17 protein-coding genes are annotated in these 14,714 nt (G+C 63.0%); 10 read left to right on the top strand and 7 right to left on the bottom strand.

All coding sequences use genetic code 11. The annotated features are described in order from the left end of the window. Positions 1 to 267 precede the first annotated feature (267 nt). Positions 268 to 1,098, top strand: a complete 831-nt coding sequence (locus tag SB756_RS08035) for an undecaprenyl-diphosphate phosphatase (protein ID WP_049273419.1) — start codon at positions 268 to 270, stop codon at positions 1,096 to 1,098. After that, entirely contained in the window at positions 1,091 to 1,501 is a 411-nt protein-coding gene (locus SB756_RS08040) for a DUF1294 domain-containing protein (protein WP_410910615.1), read from the top strand. Before SB756_RS08035 ends, SB756_RS08040 begins: the two co-directional genes overlap by 8 nt. Positions 1,502 to 1,559: 58 nt before the next feature. On the opposite strand, the gene SB756_RS08045 is transcribed toward SB756_RS08040, so the two are convergent. Continuing rightward, a complete protein-coding gene (locus tag SB756_RS08045) occupies positions 1,560 to 1,919 on the bottom strand; it encodes an MmcQ/YjbR family DNA-binding protein (RefSeq protein WP_016500020.1) in 360 nt (119 codons plus the stop codon). Beyond that, positions 1,912 to 2,814, bottom strand: a complete 903-nt coding sequence (locus SB756_RS08050; RefSeq protein WP_016500019.1) for a LysR substrate-binding domain-containing protein — start codon at positions 2,812 to 2,814, stop codon at positions 1,912 to 1,914. The genes SB756_RS08045 and SB756_RS08050 overlap by 8 nt, the downstream gene beginning before the upstream one ends. A gap of 133 nt (positions 2,815 to 2,947) precedes the next feature. Here SB756_RS08050 and SB756_RS08055 point away from each other — a divergent pair, with 133 nt between their 5' ends. Then, a complete protein-coding gene (locus tag SB756_RS08055) occupies positions 2,948 to 3,559 on the top strand; it encodes an FMN-dependent NADH-azoreductase (protein WP_043196405.1) in 612 nt (203 codons plus the stop codon). Between the two features lie 119 nt (positions 3,560 to 3,678). On the opposite strand, the gene SB756_RS08060 is transcribed toward SB756_RS08055, so the two are convergent. The 3 genes from SB756_RS08060 to SB756_RS08070 all read right to left on the bottom strand — a co-directional run bounded on the left by SB756_RS08060 (position 3,679) and on the right by SB756_RS08070 (position 7,554). Next, positions 3,679 to 4,881, bottom strand: coding sequence for an NAD(P)/FAD-dependent oxidoreductase (locus SB756_RS08060; protein WP_410910616.1), 1,203 nt, complete (start codon positions 4,879 to 4,881; stop codon positions 3,679 to 3,681). An 81-nt stretch (positions 4,882 to 4,962) separates the two neighbouring features. After that, positions 4,963 to 5,562, bottom strand: coding sequence for a helix-turn-helix domain-containing protein (locus SB756_RS08065; protein WP_410910617.1), 600 nt, complete (start codon positions 5,560 to 5,562; stop codon positions 4,963 to 4,965). A 39-nt stretch (positions 5,563 to 5,601) separates the two neighbouring features. Then, positions 5,602 to 7,554, bottom strand: coding sequence for an FAD-dependent oxidoreductase (locus tag SB756_RS08070; RefSeq protein WP_410910618.1), 1,953 nt, complete (start codon positions 7,552 to 7,554; stop codon positions 5,602 to 5,604). 177 nt (positions 7,555 to 7,731) lie between these two features. Here SB756_RS08070 and SB756_RS08075 point away from each other — a divergent pair, with 177 nt between their 5' ends. The 6 genes from SB756_RS08075 (at position 7,732) to SB756_RS08100 (ending at position 11,748) form a co-directional block, all read left to right on the top strand. After that, positions 7,732 to 8,775, top strand: a complete 1,044-nt coding sequence (locus SB756_RS08075; RefSeq protein ID WP_410910619.1) for an ABC transporter substrate-binding protein — start codon at positions 7,732 to 7,734, stop codon at positions 8,773 to 8,775. Between the two features lie 33 nt (positions 8,776 to 8,808). Further along, entirely contained in the window at positions 8,809 to 9,564 is a 756-nt protein-coding gene (locus tag SB756_RS08080) for a class II aldolase/adducin family protein (RefSeq protein WP_410910620.1), read from the top strand. Positions 9,565 to 9,692: 128 nt separating this feature from the next. Next, positions 9,693 to 10,577, top strand: coding sequence for an EamA family transporter (locus tag SB756_RS08085; protein ID WP_229609908.1), 885 nt, complete (start codon positions 9,693 to 9,695; stop codon positions 10,575 to 10,577). A 69-nt stretch (positions 10,578 to 10,646) separates the two neighbouring features. Next, positions 10,647 to 10,967 carry a YbjQ family protein gene (locus SB756_RS08090; RefSeq protein ID WP_016500011.1) on the top strand — a complete coding sequence of 107 codons (321 nt, stop codon included), beginning with the start codon at positions 10,647 to 10,649 and terminating at the stop codon, positions 10,965 to 10,967. 138 nt (positions 10,968 to 11,105) lie between these two features. Beyond that, positions 11,106 to 11,294: a hypothetical protein gene (locus SB756_RS08095; protein WP_003253897.1), complete on the top strand. Its 189-nt coding sequence runs from the start codon at positions 11,106 to 11,108 to the stop codon at positions 11,292 to 11,294. A gap of 142 nt (positions 11,295 to 11,436) precedes the next feature. Beyond that, positions 11,437 to 11,748, top strand: coding sequence for a hypothetical protein (locus SB756_RS08100; protein ID WP_016500009.1), 312 nt, complete (start codon positions 11,437 to 11,439; stop codon positions 11,746 to 11,748). 46 nt (positions 11,749 to 11,794) lie between these two features. Here the strand turns inward: SB756_RS08100 and SB756_RS08105 are convergent, their stop codons facing one another. Both SB756_RS08105 and ampC read right to left on the bottom strand, forming a co-directional pair. After that, positions 11,795 to 12,127, bottom strand: a complete 333-nt coding sequence (locus SB756_RS08105; RefSeq protein WP_016486521.1) for a hypothetical protein — start codon at positions 12,125 to 12,127, stop codon at positions 11,795 to 11,797. Positions 12,128 to 12,427: 300 nt separating this feature from the next. Further along, positions 12,428 to 13,570 carry a class C beta-lactamase gene (gene ampC, locus SB756_RS08110; RefSeq protein WP_410910621.1) on the bottom strand — a complete coding sequence of 381 codons (1,143 nt, stop codon included), beginning with the start codon at positions 13,568 to 13,570 and terminating at the stop codon, positions 12,428 to 12,430. A gap of 119 nt (positions 13,571 to 13,689) precedes the next feature. Here ampC and SB756_RS08115 point away from each other — a divergent pair, with 119 nt between their 5' ends. Continuing rightward, positions 13,690 to 14,682 carry a bile acid:sodium symporter family protein gene (locus tag SB756_RS08115; RefSeq protein ID WP_016500006.1) on the top strand — a complete coding sequence of 331 codons (993 nt, stop codon included), beginning with the start codon at positions 13,690 to 13,692 and terminating at the stop codon, positions 14,680 to 14,682. Positions 14,683 to 14,714: the final 32 nt, after the last annotated feature.

Consider the following 14,714-nt stretch of genomic DNA (forward strand, 5'->3'; position numbering starts at 1 on the left):
TGCATCCAAGCATGCTTTGCGCCAGGGCCCCACTCGACTAATGGCTAAGTGATATCTTAGTAATAGTCTGCAGCAGGTCTCGTAAAGCGAATGCAAAGGCGCTCTGCTAGGATTTCGGCCGCGCAAGATGAAACCTTTAGCCGCCGTGAACTTTTCCACTGGCGTTGCGCCCAACAGTCGCTGTAAAACAGCCGGGCCGCGTGCGGCAATTTCAAGCAAATCAAGAACAAGGGGCCTGCACCAAGCAGCGCTCCATCCGGGGGAATGATGGATTTTTGGACTGCCTTCCAGGCAATCATCTTGGGCGTGGTTGAAGGGCTGACGGAGTTTCTGCCGATTTCCAGTACCGGGCACCAGATTATCGTCGCCGACCTGATAGGTTTTGGCGGCGAACGGGCCATGGCTTTCAACATCATTATCCAGCTGGCGGCGATCCTGGCAGTGGTGTGGGAGTTTCGCGGCAAGATTCTCGAAGTGGTGTTCGGCCTGACCAGCCAGCCCAAGGCACGGCGTTTTACCGGCAATCTGCTGTTGGCGTTCATGCCGGCGGTGGTATTGGGGGTGCTGTTCGCCGACCTGATTCACGAGTACCTGTTCAACCCCATCACCGTGGCGACGGCGCTGGTGGTGGGTGGGGTCATCATGCTCTGGGCCGAGCGTCGCGACCACAGCGTGCAGGTGGACCATGTGGACGACATGCGTTGGAGCCATGCGCTGAAGATCGGTTTTGTCCAGTGCCTGGCGATGATCCCGGGCACTTCGCGCTCCGGCTCGACCATTATCGGCGGCCTGCTGTTCGGCCTGTCGCGCAAAGCGGCGACCGAGTTCTCGTTCTTCCTGGCGATGCCGACCATGGTCGGTGCGGCGGTGTACTCGGGCTACAAGTACCGGGACCTGTTCCAGCCCAGTGACTTGCCGGTGTTTGCCATTGGCTTCGTGACTTCGTTCATTTTCGCCATGATCGCTGTGCGTGCGCTGCTCAAGTTCATTGCCAACCACAGCTACGCCGCATTTGCCTGGTATCGCATTGTCTTCGGCCTGCTGATTCTGGCGACCTGGCAGTTCGGCTGGGTTGACTGGTCCACAGCTCATGGCTGAGGCGTTGCGCGGGCAGCGTGAAGGCGTACGCAATGTGCGCCTGAAGCTGCTGCTGTTGGGCCTGCTTTGCCTGTTGCCTGGCCTGGGTGCTGCGCGCATGGCCTGGAACGATGAAGCCTGGTGGCCGTTGGCGCTGTACCCGGCGATGAGCCTGATCAGCCTGTTGCTGTATTGGCAGGATAAGCAGCAGGCGCGTACACAGGCCTGGCGTACACCCGAGAAAGTGCTGCACGCCAGTGAATTACTGGGTGGCTGGCCTGGGGCCTTGCTGGCACAGCAGCTGTTTCGGCACAAGACCCGCAAGGTTTCGTATCAGTTGGTGTTCTGGGGGATTGTGCTGGTGCATCAGGTGTTCTGGGCGGACTGGCTGTTTTTTGAGGGGCGCTATCTGCCCTTCAATTGATTTTTACCTGTACCGGCCTCTTCGCGGGCAAGCCCGCGAAGAAGCCTGTACAGGCTGACTAGATCAACAAACCCACCTGCAACCGCTTAGGCAACCGCCGCACCACCAGTTGGTGCGAGCGCTGCAGCAAATCACACAGCTCATCACGACCCATGGGGTAGGGCAGCGCCATGCTGATCCACCGCGCCCGCGCCAGATACGGCGCAGGCCGCACCCCTGGGCGGTCGCAGTAGCCGAGAAACAGCTCATCGGCCACTTTGAACGACAGCCCCGCACCTGCCAGGTCCAGCACCGCGAACATCTTGTTGCCCGCCACCGAAAACACCCGAATGCCGCCCCATTTGTAGTCTTCCCGTGCACCCGGCAGGCTCAGGCAAAACGCTGCCACCTGGGCTTCGCTCATCTTCCTGTCAGACATACCGCTCTCCACAGGCCTCGAATGAGGCCGCCAGGTGATCGATCCATACCCGCACCGCGGGCAATACACCGCGCCGATGCGGGTACACCGCCTGCAGGTAGCCGCCTGGCAGTGACCAATCTGGCAGCAGGCGCACCAGTTCGCCGCGTTCCAGTTCTTCTTCGCAGAACATGCTGGGCAGCGCGGTGAAGCCCAGGCCAGCCCGTACAGCAGCGTTACGTACCACGAAATCATCGATGGCCAACCGTGGCTCCAGGGCAATTTCCTGCTGTTTGCCTTGGGGGCCGAACAGGCGGAAGTGCACCAGCCGGTCTGCTTCGGCGGCGCCCAGCACCGGCAATGACGCCAGCTCGCCCGGTTCGCGGATGTGGTCGGCGAAACCGGGCGCGGCCACCAGTTGCATCTGCGCCTGGCGCAGGCGACGGGTAACCAGGGCGGGGTCTTCATCGCCCAGGTCTCGCACGCGCAGCGCGACGTCGATGCCCTCGGAAATCAGGTCGACCCGGCGGTTGAGCAGTACCATGTCTAGCTGCACCAGCGGGTACTGGGCAAGAAAGCGGCTGATCACATCCGGCAGAAAGGCATGCGCCAGCGCCACCGGGCAAGACACCCGCAAGCGCCCGCGCGGCTCACTGCTCATGCTGGCCACGGCTTCATCGGCGGCTTCGGCCTCCAGTAGCATGGCCTGGCAGTGGTGCAGGTAGCGTTCGCCCACCGCCGTGAGTTTCAGCTGCCGTGTGGTGCGTTGCAGCAGGCGGGTGCCCAGGCGTTCCTCCAGTTCGGCAATACGCCGTGACAGGCGCGACTTGGGGATGCCCAGCTGACGCCCGGCTGCAGCGAAACCGCCGGCTTCGACCACGCGGGCAAAGTAGAAAAGGTCGTTGAGATCTTGCATGGGAATGGCTCACTGTTCCATCTGTGGGACAAACTAGCGCATTTTTGCCGACTTATCAGCCATTACTCATCCCGGTAGGATTCTCTCCATCGTGATCGCCCAACGCTGCGGTCTTCAATCACAGGAGAGTCCCATGAAACTGTTGCACATCGATTCGAGCATCCTGGGCGACAATTCCGCCTCCCGCCAACTGAGCCGTGAAGTGGTCGAAGCCTGGAAAGCCGCTGACCCGAGCGTGGAAGTGGTGTATCGCGACCTGGCCGCCGACGCCATCGCCCACTTCTCTGCCGCCACCCTGGTGGCCGCAGGTACCCCTGAGGATGTGCGCGATGCAGCCCAGGCGTTCGAAGCCAAGCTGAGCGCGGAAACCCTGGAAGAGTTCCTGGCCGCTGATGCCGTGGTGATTGGTGCGCCGATGTACAACTTCACCGTGCCGACCCAGCTCAAGGCCTGGATCGACCGCGTTGCTGTTGCCGGCAAGACCTTCCGCTACACCGAAGCGGGCCCGGAAGGCCTGTGCGGCAACAAGAAAGTGGTGCTGGTGTCCACCGCCGGTGGCCTGCACGCTGGCCAGCCGACTGGCGCCGGGCATGAAGACTTCCTGAAAGTGTTCCTGGGCTTTATTGGTGTGACCGACCTGGAAATCGTCCGCGCCCATGGCCTGGCCTATGGCCCGGAGCAGCGTAGCCAGGCGATTGATGCTGCGCAGGCGCAGATTGCCAACGAGCTGTTTGCTGCTGCCTGATCCTCATTATCTGCCCTGTCAGGGCCTCATCGCCGGCAAGCCAGCTCCCACACCGTACGCATCGACTTCGCGTCATGCGAAGTACATGTGGGAGCTGGCTTGCCGGCGATGAGGCCGTTTCAGGCGACCGGGATGGTTGGGTCGGCAGCTGCCAGTGCCACTGCCCGATCGGCCGCTGGCGGGTAGATCCACTGTGTATTGATCTGCGCCTTCAGCACCTTGGCCTCGGCCTTGTCCTCCGGTGGCGACACCGCACGCTCCCACCCCTCGGTATACACCGCGCCCCAGGCCCCCAGGTCCAGGCACGTCACGTACTTGGGCTGGCTGTAGGCCATGGGTGCCACGCCAATCAGCTCGGCAGCGGCATTGTTGCCTGCATGGCGCCCCAGCGGAATCGCATGCTGGCAGGACATCACTGCGTAATTGCCTAGCTCGTCGCAGGCGGCATAGGCCACATCACCGGCTGCGTATACCGCATCATTGCCCTTGACCTTCAGGTTGCCATCCACGTGCAGGCGCCCCAGGCGGTCACGCTCGCCGCTGATCTGTTCGGTGAGCGGGTTGGCCTTGAAGCCCACCGTCCACACCACGGTATTGGCGTCGATGCGCTGGCCGTTGTCCAGCAACACACCGGCTGGGTCAACCGAAGCGACTGTGGCACCGCACACCCACTCCACCCCCAGCGCCTCGCAAGCCTGTTCGATGGCCGGGCGAATGCCGTCTCCCAACGCAGCACCCATCCTGGCGCCGCGGTCGATGACTACCACACGCAACGCTGCGTCCTCACCGAGGATTTCCCGAAGCCGTGCCGGCAGCTCGGTGGCCGTCTCGATACCTGTAAAACCGCCACCGGCCACCACTACGGTATTGCGCGCCGGCGTGTCGGGCAGGCTGGCCAGCGATTTGAGATGGCTTTCCAGCCGCGCAGCGCTGTCGATCTTGTCGACGTCGAAAACGTGCTCGATACCGCCCATGTCAGGCCGGTTGAGCACACTGCCGCAGGCCATGATAAGGCGGTGGTAGGGCAGGGCGCACTGGGTGCCGCTGCGGGTACGGTAGCTGACCCGGCGGGCCGCTTCATCAATGTGGAATGCCGTGCCTTGCACGAAGCGAACGTTGACGGCATCGAGCAGGTCCTGCAGCGGCGCGGCCATGGTGTGAACGTTGGGCTCGTAGAAGCGTGGGCGCACATGCAGTTCGGCCTTGGGGGCGAGCAAGGTGACCTCGACGTCCTTGCTACCGTTGAGGTCAAGCTGGCGGATGGCGCTGAGTGCGCTCCACAGGCCGGCAAAGCCCGCGCCAATGATCAGGATCTGCTTCATGGTTGTGCTCCTTTTCAAGTTCGGTGGACAAGGTAGACCGTCTTGCAGGTCAACGGTGTTACGAACGCCTGCAGGAGTGCTTCAGAATGTTGGCGGCGTGATCACCCAGATCACCACGGCATCCACCTCGCCCGGGTTGCCGTAGCGGTGGGGCTCCTGGCTGGAGAAGCTGAAACTGTCGCCTTCACCCAGCTGGAAGTGCCGTTCGCCCACCCAAAGCTCGAAGCTTCCACTCAGGACGTAGCCGGCTTCTTCGCCTTCATGGCTGTAGCTTTGCTGGCTGTAGGTGCCTGGAGGGAAGCGCGAGTGCAGGATCTCCAGCTGGCGGTTGGGCTGGGGGGTGAGCAGTTGATCGACGATGCCATCTTCATAGTGCACGCTCAGGCGGCTGTTGCGCCGCACCACATAGCCCTGGTCCTCTGGAGCAGTGGTGGCTTCGCTGGCGAAAAACCACTGGATGGTGACACCCAGGCTGCGGGCGATGTTGAACAGCGCCGGGATCGACGGGTAGGAAAGGTTGCGCTCCAGTTGGCTGATGTAACCGGCGGTCAGTTCACTGTGCGCGGCCAGCTCCGCCAGGGTCATGCCGCGGCGCTTGCGCAGGCCGCGGATGCGAGTGCCCAGGAACTGCGGTGCGGCGCCCCCGGCTTCGCTGGCGGGGGGCTGGGGGAGTTGGCTCATGCACGTCGGTCCATCGCAAAAGCCGCAGTATGTACAGCCTCAGAGCGACCAGGCAACCGTCAAGCCGTCGTGAATCGCTTCTTCCGCGGTACGTGGTGCCAGGCAGTCGCCAACGCGCCGCACTTCTACCAGGCCGGCCAGCTCGCTGGCCAGGCTGTCTTCCGGCTGATGGCCCATGCAAAGCACCAGGGTGTCGATGCCCTCGAATATCATCGGTTCGCCGCTGGCGGTGTGCTGCAGGTACACCGTGTTGTCGTCGCTGCCATACAAGCGCGCATAAGGGGTGATGGGGATGCCCAGGCGATGCAGCTCGCCGGCCAGTTGGTCGCGTACGTACAGCGGCAGGTTCTCGCCGCAATGGGTGCCGTTGACTGCCAACTGCACCTGGTGCCCCTCGCGCACCAGGCGTTCGGCGATGCCAGGGCCGATCCAGTCGCAGCGCCAGTCGATCACCAGCACCGAACGCCCCAGCTTCACTTCATTGCGCAGCACCTGCCAGGCGTCCACCACCTGCAGTTCACCCATGCGCTCGAACGCGGGCCAGTAGGGGGTAGCGCCAGTGGCGGCAATGACCAGGTCGGGGCGCTCGCGCTCGACCAGGGCGCGGTCCACCCGGGTGTTGCGAACGACTTCCACGCCGGCCAGGGCCATTTCCCGTTGCAGGTTGGTGCTGGCCCCGCCGAACTCGCTGCGCCGCGGTAGCAATTGGGCCAGCAGCACCTGGCCACCGAGCTGCGGGCTGGCTTCGTACAGCGTTACCAGGTGCCCACGGGCGGCGGCCACGGCGGCGGCCTTCATGCCGGCGGGCCCGCCACCGGCGACGAGGATGCGCCTGGGCGTAGTGGCGGGCGTCAGCTGCCCGTATTGCAATTCGCGGCCGGTTTCTGGCCGCTGGATGCAGGAGATGGCCAAGCCACGATGGAAGTGGCCGATGCAGGCTTGGTTGCAGGCAATGCAGGCGCGTACATCTTCGACCTGGCCGCGTTCGGTCTTGCTCGGCATCAGCGGGTCGCAGATCAGTGCACGGGTCATGCCGCAGACATCCGCCTGGCCGCGGGCCAGGATCAGTTCGGCTTCCTGGGGCTGGTTGATGCGCCCGGTAACGAACAACGGAATGTCCAGTTGCTGCTTGAAGGTTCCCGCTTCTCGGGCCAGGTAAGCCGCCTGGATGGCCATAGGCGGGACGATGTGCACGGCGCCGCCCAGGGACGCCGAAGTGCCAGCGACGATGTGCAGGTAGTCGAGCTGGGCTTGCAGGGCAACCGCGGCGGCCAGCGACTCATCCTCGCTCAGCCCTTGGCTGTCGCGCTCGTCGGCGCTTATGCGCAGGCCGATGATGAATTGCTCGTCGGTGGCGGCGCGCACGGCGGCCAGCACTTCACGCAGGAACCTCAGGCGCTGTTCCAGGCTGCCGTTGTAGCCGTCGCTGCGCAGGTTCACCCGCGGATTGAGGAACTGCGCGGGCAGGTAGCCATGGCTGGCCACCACCTCGACGCCATCCAGCCCGGCCTGGTGCAGGCGCCGGGCCGCACTGGCGTAGCCCTGGACAATTTCGTCGATCATCGGCTGGTCCAGTGCACGTGGCATCACCCGGAAGCGTTCGTTGGGCACCGACGACGCGGAGTAGGCAACCGCCAGCAGGCCGTCCGCCGACTCCATGATTTCCCGCCCGGGGTGAAACAGTTGCGACAGCACCACGGTGCCGTGTGCATGGCAGGCCTCGGCAAGCTGCCGGTAGCCGTCGATGCAGGCATCGTCGGTGGCCATCAGCACATGCGAGGTGTAGCGGGCGCTGTCATGCACCCCCGCAACCTGCAGCACGATCAGGCCGACGCCACCGGCTGCGCGGTCGCGCTGGTAGGCGATCAGCTTGTCGTTGACCAGGTTGTCGGTGGGCAGGCAGGTGTCATGGCCGGTGGACATGATGCGGTTCTTCAAGCGTTTGCCGCGCAGCTGCAAGGCTTCGAACAGGTGAGGGAAGGCGGTCTGCATACAGGCGGCTCCAGTGCGGTGTTGTTCTTGTTTTGTTTATGAAAGTGTAGCTCCAGTAAAAAATCAACTTGTTTTTTTACTGGTGCGCGACTAGGTTTTGTTCACCCTCACCGCGAGGGTGTGACCTCACAACAACAAGAAAACGGGCCCTTGGGGCACCGGTAGGAGGAAGCTACGATGCAGGTAATACCCCGTGTTCCTGGCCTATGCGCAACGTTGCTTGCCCTTGGCCTGGGCAGCGCGCATGCCGCGCCGCAGATGGTCGTGGTGGCCTATGGCGGCGCCGGCCAGAAGGCCCAGGATGAGGCCATCTTCAAGCCCTTCAGTGCCCAGGATGGCAGCAAGCTGATCCAGAGCGAATACAACGGCGAGATGGCGCGAATCCAGGTGATGGCCGACACCGGCAACGTCGATTGGGACGTGGTGCAGATCGAGGGGCCGGACTTGATGCGCGGCTGTGAAGAGGGGGTCTACGAACACCTTGACTGGCAGCGCCTGGGCCATGGCGCCGAGCTGATCCCTGACGCAGCTCAGGACTGCGGTTCGGCTGCGCTGGTGTGGAGCGTGGCCATCGCCTACGACCGCAACAAGCTGGCTGAGGCACCGGCCTCGTGGGCCGACTTCTGGGACGTGAACAAGTACCCGGGCAAGCGAGGCCTGCGCAAGCGTGCGGTGTACAACCTGGAGTTCGCGCTGCTGGCCGATAGGGTGAAGGTGGAGGAGGTCTACAAGGTGCTGTCGACGCCGGCCGGGGTCGAGCGTGCGTTCGCCAAGCTCAGCGAACTCAAGCCCTATATCCAGTGGTGGGACGCGGGCGCCCAGCCTGCGCAGTGGCTGGCTGCAGGTGATGTGGTAATGACTTCGACCTACAGCGGGCGCATCGCCGTAGCGGCGCAACAAGGTAGCCCGCTGGCCGTGGTATGGCCTGGGAGCCTGTATGGCATGGACTACTGGGCCATCATCAAAGGCTCGCGGCATGTCGACCAGGCCAAGCGATTGATTGCCTATGCCAACCAGCCTGATACCCAGGTGCGCTATGTGCAGCAGATTCCCTATGGACCGACCAACACCCAGGCAGCTGCCAGGCTGGACCCGGCCTTGGCCAGCTGGGTACCCACTGCGCCGCAGAACCTGCAAGGGGCGCTGGCGATGAATGTGGAATTCTGGGTCGACCATGGCGAAGAGCTGGAACAGCGCTTCAATGCTTGGGCGAGCAAGTAGTTTCAGGCCACTTCATCTACAGAGATATCGACCATGAACGCAACGGAGCAGCGCCTGCGCCAGGAACTCGCCGCCTGTTATCGGCTGATCGCGCATTTTCGCATGAGCGACCTGATCTTCACCCACATATCCCTGCGCCTGCCAGGGCCGGAGCATCACTTCCTGATCAACCCGTACGGCCTGCTGTTCGACGAAATCACGGCCTCCAGCCTAGTGAAGATTGACCTGCAGGGGAGGCCGGTCGAACCTTCGCCGCACCCGGTCAACCCGGCTGGCTTCGTCATTCACAGCGCCATTCATGCCGCCCGCGAGGACGCCCACTGCGTGCTGCACACCCACACCCGTGCAGGTTGCGCGGTCGCTGCGCTGGAGTGCGGGCTGCTGCCGGTCAACCAGATGTCCATGGAGTTTTACGGCCAAGTGGCTTATCACGCCTATGAAGGTATCGCGCTGGATATGGACGAGCAGCAGCGGTTGGTTGCCGACCTGGGCGACAAGCCGGTGATGATCCTGCGCAACCATGGCCTGCTGGCCACCGGGGGTAGCGTGGCCGAAGCATTCCTGCGCATGTACTACCTGGAGAAGGCTTGTGAGATCCAGTTGGCAGCGCAGAGTGCCGGGCAACTGATACTGCCGCCGGCTGAAGTGTGCGCGCATACCGAGCGGCAGTTCAACGCGCCGGGGAGGGAGTTGAAGCAGGGTGAGCTGACCGACCCGGATGCGCTGCAGCTGGCGTGGGCGGCGTTGTTGCGGATGCTGGAGCGGGTAGCGCCTGGTTATCAGGATTGAACTCCGTCCAGCGGCCAGGAACAGTCACTGTTGCGCAACCCTTGGCCGCAACTGTAATGGTCCCATTTGAGGGAATCATCTTATGCTGTAACGAAATATGTATATAAAGCCTGAGGAAGGACGCTGCAATGCCGCTTAAGGACCTGCTCATCGCCCTGGTGGTGATCGTCGCCTGGGGAGTCAACTTCGTGGTCATCAAGGTAGGCCTCGATGGCTTGCCGCCGATGTTGCTGGGGGCGTTGCGCTTCTTGTTGGTGGCGTTTCCGGCAATCTTGCTGGTCAAGCGGCCGAAACTGCCCTGGCGCTGGTTGATCGCCTACGGCGCGACGATTTCGCTGGGTCAGTTTGCCTTCCTGTTCCAGGCCATGTACAGCGGCATGCCGCCTGGGCTGGCCTCGTTGATCCTGCAGTCTCAGGCATTCTTTACCCTGGGTTTTGCCGCGCTGTTTCTCGGTGAACGGCTGCGCGTGGCCAGTGTGCTGGGGCTGCTGGTAGCGGCCAGCGGCCTGGCGTTGATTGGCAGCGAAGATGGCGGCCATGTGCCCCTGCTGGCACTGGTACTGACCTTGTGCGCTGGTGCCATGTGGGGCATGGGCAACATCATCACCCGGCGTTTTGGCTCGGTTGACCTGGTGGCGTTGGTGATCTGGGGCGGGCTGATACCGCCACTGCCGTTCCTGGCGTTGTCCTGGTGGCTGGAAGGGCCGGAGCGGATCGGCCATGCACTGGCCAACATCAGCTGGAGCTCGGTGCTGGCCCTGGTGTACCTGGCCTTTGTCGCCACCATGCTCGGCTACAGCCTGTGGAGCAAGCTGCTGTCGCGCCACCCGGCCGGCAAGGTGGCACCGTTCTCGCTGCTGGTACCCGTGATTGGCTTGAGTTCGTCGGCGCTGTTGCTGGGCGAACGCCTGACCGCCATCCAGGGCTGGGGCGCCTTGCTGGTGATGGCGGGGTTGCTGGTGAACGTGTTCGGCGCGCGTATCGGGCAAAGGTTGCGGGCAGTCAGCGCGTAAACCGCGCAAATAGGGTGCTCGGCGCTCTGTTAGAATCGGCCTCTTTATCCAGGCCGACGGAGCGCTTTCATGATCATTTCCACCACCAGCCAGCTCGAAGGGCGCCCGATTGCCGAATACCTGGGCGTGGTCAGCTCCGAATCGGTGCAGGGCATCAACTTCGTACGCGATTTCTTTGCGCGTTTTCGCGACTTTTTCGGCGGCCGCTCGCAAACCCTGGAAAGCGCCCTGCGTGAAGCACGCGAGCAGGCCACCGAAGAACTCAAGGCGCGGGCACTGCAGTTGCGCGCCGACGCGGTAGTGGGTGTGGATTTCGAGATCAGCATGCCGTCAGTGCAGGGCGGCATGGTGGTGGTATTTGCCACCGGCACAGCGGTGCGCCTGAAGTAGAGCAGTCTGCCACTGGTCGGCTGCAAAGCTCTTGTCCGGGTGGTCCGCAAATGACCAGCTAGTCTCTTTTTCACAGGCCGCGTTTTCTGGGCGACTCTTCTGGTTGCCGGCGCGACTGCCACTGGAGGGAGACAGGGCATGAGCGAATCCTTTTTCGAAGACCTGAACGATGCGTTCCCCATCAACAGCCAAGTGCGCTGCGGCCAGGCGGCCTTCCGCCTGGGGTTCGCCCACATGACGCTGGATGATTCCGAACAGCTCCAGCCTGCACATCTGCAACGCAGTAAAAAAGGCCGCTTCATGCCGCGGGTTCCGCTGAAGAAGTGATCCCGCCCCCGTACATAACCCCGCCCAATGGCGGGGTTTTTATTGCGCTTTATTGATCCGCCTCATGGCATTGCCGGGTTGCGCTCGCCGGCTGGGTGAGGTTGTGGTTTTCTGTCGGGGCATTCCAGCAACGGAGGATTGAATGCTCATGCGCGTCAGGGAACAGACTTATTGGCAGTGGGCCGACGCCCAATTGCACAGCCGCAGCCACGACGAAGTCCTCAGTGACGGCACCACGCTGGATGTGCAGGTGCGCTTGTCACGTCTGGGGGCGACTCAGCTGTTTTTGGGGTTGTATGCCGGGGATGGGCGGGCATTGCTGGAGGAGTACTACCCTGCGCGGCCAGGGGAGACCATGACCCGCGCCCTGGTGTGGGGTGTCGACCGCGCCCGTGCGATGGCTACCGGAGCCTTGCCATTGCCGCAAAGCCGCCGGCAGCGGCGCCAGGCATGAAAAAGCCCGGCCTATGCGGGCCGGGCTTGCTTAAGGGTGAGAACCCTCAGTTGAGCGGTTCGATCACCTTGACTGCCTGCCGCTCACGGGCGGCGGGCCATTCTTGTTGCAGGGTCTGCAGGACGCGGCCAACGAACTCGGTGTCGGCGGCGGCCTTCTTGCCGACGTAGCCTTGGCCACGGCGGTAGACCTTGAAGCGGGCACGCATGCTGGGCAGGTGCTCTTCAAATTCATCTTCGATCGTGTTCGGTGGCAGGCGGTCGAGCCGCACCTCACCGGTTTGGCTGACCCACAGCAAGTGATCGTCAAGGCTGTCCTTGCGTACGGCGAACAGCTGCGCCAGTTGATCGATAGTCGGATTGTTGTTCAAGTTCATCATAAAGCCCCCATTACCCATTCGTAGGTGATTTTCACAGTTGGCGCTAACACGGTGTAGCGCACTACCAACGCTGCTACAGCAGCATCGCAACAGGGGCTTTCTCACGCTGCCTTTTGGACAGTTCCCTCTCCACGGACGGCCTGCGTTACCGCGCAAGCCGTCTGGAACACCCTTGCCACCGCTCCCGATCAGGGAGACGGCTTCATCATGCACAAGGGCGATGAGAGGCGTCAATGGTTTTGTAGTGAATTTTTTTGCGCACTACATTTCTGTCGTTTTGTTCGACAATCGCTGCTCGCACTACAGCCCGGACAGTATCTCGAAGGCTGCACGAACCCGCTCTTCGTTCGGGTAATTGCGATTCGCCAGCAACACCACTGCCAGCTTTTCACTGGGCACAAAGGCGGCGTATGCACCGAAACCGTTGGTTGCACCGGTCTTGTTGTACCAGGCCGCTGGCAGCGGCGGCAGGGCCGGTTGCAAGCGCGTGGTTGCGTGCGGTTCACGGATCATCCGCGCGCTGTTGCCATCTACCAGGGCACCCAGCGTGACTGGGTAGGGATAACGTTCCCAGCCCAGGCCCTGGGTCATGCTGCCGACCTGGAAGTAGCCCTGCTGGGTAATGGCGGTTGCTTTTGCAAGTGCCGGTGGCAGGCCCTGCGGTTGCATGTGCAGCCGCACGTACTGCAGCAGGTCGCTGGCGCTGGTCTTGATGCCGTAGGCCTCGTCGGCGTACGCGCCGGGGCCGACGCGCACCGGTTTGTCGGCGGCGTCGTAACCTTGGGCATAAAGCCCCTGAGCACTGGCCGGGACGTGCAGGTAGGTGTTTTTCAGGCCCATTTTAGCCAGCAGGCCCTCGGTCATCAGTGTAGAAAACGGTTGATGCTGCGCGCGGGCGGCCAGGTCACCGAACAGGCCAAGGCTGGGGTTCGAATAGCAGCGCTGGGTGCCGGGTTTGGCACGGGGTTGCCAGTGGCGGAAGAAATCGACGACTTGCTGCGGTGTCTGCACCGCATCGGGGAACTGCAAGGGCAGGCAGTCGGCACTGTAGGCGCCCAGTTCCAGCACCGTCGCATCACCGATGGGCGCCCCCGCCAGTGCCGGATGGTAGCGCTTGGCCGGGGCGTCAAGGTCCAGCTTGCCCTCGGCGCTGGCCAGCGCGGCCAAGGTGGCGGTGTAGGTCTTGCTTAGCGACCCGATCTCGAACAGGGTGTCTCGGCTGACGGGCACATTGTCGGCCTTGCTGGCCACGCCATAGCTGAAATAGTGCGCATGGTCGCGTGCGTAGATCGCCACGGCCATCCCGCTGATACCTTGCTCCTGCATCAACGGGCGGATGATCTGGTCGACCTTGGCTTGCAACTGGTCGTCGGCCTGGGCGCCGGTCTGGCCCAGAACCAGTGCGATGACAGCCGCTAGCGCGGCCGGGCGGGAGAGGGGCATGAGCGGGTCCTTTTGCGGAACGTGTCCGTTGAGCGATACCGATGGGGGTTCCGGCGTTAGCGCCGAAAAGCCGTAGACCTTATCGTCTGCCCTTGCACAATGACAAGACGGACACTGTGATGAAGTATTTGCGGATGTTATTCGACAATTTCACCCTGGCTTTGCTCGGGGTCGTTCTGATCGCCACCGTGCTGCCTTGCTCGGGCGATGGTGCGGTGTATTTCGGCTGGCTGACCAACCTGGCCATCGGCCTGCTGTTCTTCCTGCATGGCGCCAAGCTGTCGCGCGAGGCGATCATTGCCGGTGCCGGGCATTGGCGCCTGCACCTGCTGGTGTTCTCTTGCACATTCGTGATGTTCCCGCTGCTTGGCCTGGCGTTCAAGCCGCTGTTCGTGCCGCTGGTGGGTAACGAGTTGTACCTGGGCGTGCTCTACCTGTGCGCCTTGCCGGCCACGGTGCAGTCGGCCATCGCCTTCACCTCGCTGGCCCGCGGTAACGTGCCAGCAGCCATTTGCAGCGCGGCGGCATCCAGCCTGCTGGGCATCTTCCTGACCCCCTTGCTGGTGATGATGTTGCTGGGCGCCAGTGGTGACACCGGTTCTGGCCTGGATGCCGTGCTGAAGATCACCCTGCAACTGCTGGTACCGTTCGTTGCCGGGCAGATTGCGCGGCGCTGGATCGGCGCCTGGGTCAAGCGCAATGCGCGCTGGCTCAAGGTGGTGGACCAGGGTTCGATCCTGCTGGTGGTGTATACCGCCTTCAGCGAAGCCGTGGTCACGGGCTTGTGGCACACGGTATCGCCGCAGCACCTGGCCGGGTTGTTCGTCGTGTGCGGGATCCTGCTGGCGGTGGTGCTGTTTGGCACCCGCGTGCTTGGCAAGGCACTGGGCTTCGACCTTGAGGACCGCATCACCATTCTGTTTGCCGGCTCCAAGAAGAGCCTGGCTACGGGCGTGCCCATGGCCCAGGTGTTGTTCGTGGGCAGCGGTATTGGCGCGATGATCCTGCCGCTGATGCTGTTCCACCAGATCCAGCTGATGGTCTGCGCGGTGCTGGCGCAGCGTTATGCCAGCCGTGAGCAGGACGCTGAAGAGGCCTCGGCGGCGTCCTGAGCGCATGCGCTCCTGCACAGGGATCGCGTAGT

This window comes from Pseudomonas sp. SIMBA_068 (assembly GCF_046534705.1).
In the GTDB taxonomy this organism is placed as follows: domain Bacteria; phylum Pseudomonadota; class Gammaproteobacteria; order Pseudomonadales; family Pseudomonadaceae; genus Aquipseudomonas; species Aquipseudomonas putida.

What these genes read in the sequence shown, in the direction of transcription:
- SB756_RS08035 (WP_049273419.1), top strand. Translation starts at nt 268, where the DNA reads ATGGATTTTTGGACTGCCTTCCAGGCAATCATCTTGGGCGTGGTTGAA.
- SB756_RS08040 (WP_410910615.1), top strand. Translation starts at nt 1,091, where the DNA reads ATGGCTGAGGCGTTGCGCGGGCAGCGTGAAGGCGTACGCAATGTGCGC.
- SB756_RS08045 (WP_016500020.1), bottom strand. Translation starts at nt 1,919, where the DNA reads ATGTCTGACAGGAAGATGAGCGAAGCCCAGGTGGCAGCGTTTTGCCTG.
- SB756_RS08050 (WP_016500019.1), bottom strand. Translation starts at nt 2,814, where the DNA reads ATGCAAGATCTCAACGACCTTTTCTACTTTGCCCGCGTGGTCGAAGCC.
- SB756_RS08055 (WP_043196405.1), top strand. Translation starts at nt 2,948, where the DNA reads ATGAAACTGTTGCACATCGATTCGAGCATCCTGGGCGACAATTCCGCC.
- SB756_RS08060 (WP_410910616.1), bottom strand. Translation starts at nt 4,881, where the DNA reads ATGAAGCAGATCCTGATCATTGGCGCGGGCTTTGCCGGCCTGTGGAGC.
- SB756_RS08065 (WP_410910617.1), bottom strand. Translation starts at nt 5,562, where the DNA reads ATGAGCCAACTCCCCCAGCCCCCCGCCAGCGAAGCCGGGGGCGCCGCA.
- SB756_RS08070 (WP_410910618.1), bottom strand. Translation starts at nt 7,554, where the DNA reads ATGCAGACCGCCTTCCCTCACCTGTTCGAAGCCTTGCAGCTGCGCGGC.
- SB756_RS08075 (WP_410910619.1), top strand. Translation starts at nt 7,732, where the DNA reads ATGCAGGTAATACCCCGTGTTCCTGGCCTATGCGCAACGTTGCTTGCC.
- SB756_RS08080 (WP_410910620.1), top strand. Translation starts at nt 8,809, where the DNA reads ATGAACGCAACGGAGCAGCGCCTGCGCCAGGAACTCGCCGCCTGTTAT.
- SB756_RS08085 (WP_229609908.1), top strand. Translation starts at nt 9,693, where the DNA reads ATGCCGCTTAAGGACCTGCTCATCGCCCTGGTGGTGATCGTCGCCTGG.
- SB756_RS08090 (WP_016500011.1), top strand. Translation starts at nt 10,647, where the DNA reads ATGATCATTTCCACCACCAGCCAGCTCGAAGGGCGCCCGATTGCCGAA.
- SB756_RS08095 (WP_003253897.1), top strand. Translation starts at nt 11,106, where the DNA reads ATGAGCGAATCCTTTTTCGAAGACCTGAACGATGCGTTCCCCATCAAC.
- SB756_RS08100 (WP_016500009.1), top strand. Translation starts at nt 11,437, where the DNA reads ATGCTCATGCGCGTCAGGGAACAGACTTATTGGCAGTGGGCCGACGCC.
- SB756_RS08105 (WP_016486521.1), bottom strand. Translation starts at nt 12,127, where the DNA reads ATGATGAACTTGAACAACAATCCGACTATCGATCAACTGGCGCAGCTG.
- ampC (WP_410910621.1), bottom strand. Translation starts at nt 13,570, where the DNA reads ATGCCCCTCTCCCGCCCGGCCGCGCTAGCGGCTGTCATCGCACTGGTT.
- SB756_RS08115 (WP_016500006.1), top strand. Translation starts at nt 13,690, where the DNA reads ATGAAGTATTTGCGGATGTTATTCGACAATTTCACCCTGGCTTTGCTC.